The organism is Micromonospora sp. CNZ303, from assembly GCF_004345505.1.
Genome location: NZ_SLVT01000049.1, coordinates 1 through 1,466 on the forward strand (window position 1 = coordinate 1; position 1,466 = coordinate 1,466).

The window sequence follows — 1,466 nt, forward strand, 5'->3', positions numbered from 1 at the left end:
GGGGGGTGTCCCTATGGGTTTCGTCAAGCGGGGACTGGTCTGGTGGGGCGTGGTTGGTAGGGGATCTTGTCGCGGAGCATGGCATGGAGGACGTCGCAGCGGCGTCGGGCGAGGCAGATGAGGGCGGCGTTGTGGCGTTTGCCTTCGGCGCGTTTGCGGTCGTAGTAGGCGCGGCTGACGGGGTCGGCGAGGGCGGCGAACGCGGCGAGGAAGAAGGCGCGTTTGAGGTTCTTGTTGCCGCCTCGGGGTGGGTGTTCGCCGCGGATGCTGCTGCCGGATCGTCGGGTGACGGGGGCGAGGCCGGCGTAGGCGGCGAGGTGGCCGGGGGTGGGGAAGGCGGTGCCGTCGCCGACTTCGAGCAGGATCCGGGCTGCGGTCCTGACGCCGATGCCGGGCATCGAGGTCAGGACCGGGACAAGAGGGTGCGCATCGAGCATCCTTTCGACCTCTTTGGCGACCTGGTCGCGCTGGCGCAGGGTGTCGCGCAGGTTGTCGGCGAGGCGAGGCAGGATCGTCTCCGCCGCCTGGGTGCCAGGGACGGTGACGGTCTGCTCGTCGAGGGCGGTCATGATCTGCTCGACGAGGCGTTCACCCATGCGTGGTGCGTGGACGGCGGCGATGGACAGCAGTTTGCGGCGGCCGGCCTTGCGCAGCCCGGCGGGGCCGCCGCAGCGTGACAGCAGCTCCAACACGGCTTTGTGGTGCACTTTCGGGCCGAGAACCCGTTCCAGGGCGGGGTGGACCTGGGTGAGCAGCCCCCGGATCCGGTTCGAGACGCGGGTGGCCTCGCCAGCGAGGTCGTCGTCGAAGCCGACCAGGACCTCCAGCTCCGCCAACGCGTCGTCGCCGACATCGACCCGCCGCAGGGTGTGTGGCAGGGCGCGGGCGGCATCAGCGATGACGTAGGCGTCGCGGGCATCGGTCTTCGCCGCACCGGGGTGCAGGTCAGCGATACGGCGCATCGCCAAGCCGGGCAGGTAGGCCACCTGATGCCCGCACGCCCGAGCGACCGCGACCGGCAGGGCGCCGATCGAGGCCGGCTGGTCGACCACCACCAGCACCCGACCATAACGGGCGAGCTTGTCGAACAACTGCCGCAGCCGGGCCTCGGTGTTCGGCAACGCCGCGTCGTGTAGCCGCTTGCCGTCCGGCGCCAACCCGACCGCGTGGTGATCACCTTTGCCGACGTCCAAGCCGAGGTAGACGCCGTATCCGTCGTGCACCAGAACCGCCTCCACGCATCGAACCCGTGGCCTCGGCCGCTGGTCCAGGCGTCGGACTGCCGGCAGCCACGTTACGAAGAGACCTACCCCAACACGGGTGGCCGTGTCCCTATCAGCGGTCCACCGACGCCACCCGACCCGGCGACAACACCCCCCGGATCATCCAAACGACAGGGGCAGGAAGTCATACCGGGCCGGGCGACCGAGGAGTCCCCGGCTGGGGACGATCAAAAAGGTAACGGG

1 protein-coding gene is annotated in these 1,466 nt (G+C 69.9%); it reads right to left on the reverse strand.

The features are described 5' to 3' along the window. Positions 1-23: 23 nt before the first annotated feature. Positions 24-1,223 (reverse strand): IS110 family RNA-guided transposase, encoded by a 1,200-nt coding sequence (locus EV374_RS32325; RefSeq protein WP_132240954.1) that lies wholly within the window; start codon positions 1,221-1,223, stop codon positions 24-26. Between the last annotated feature and the right edge of the window lie 243 nt (positions 1,224-1,466).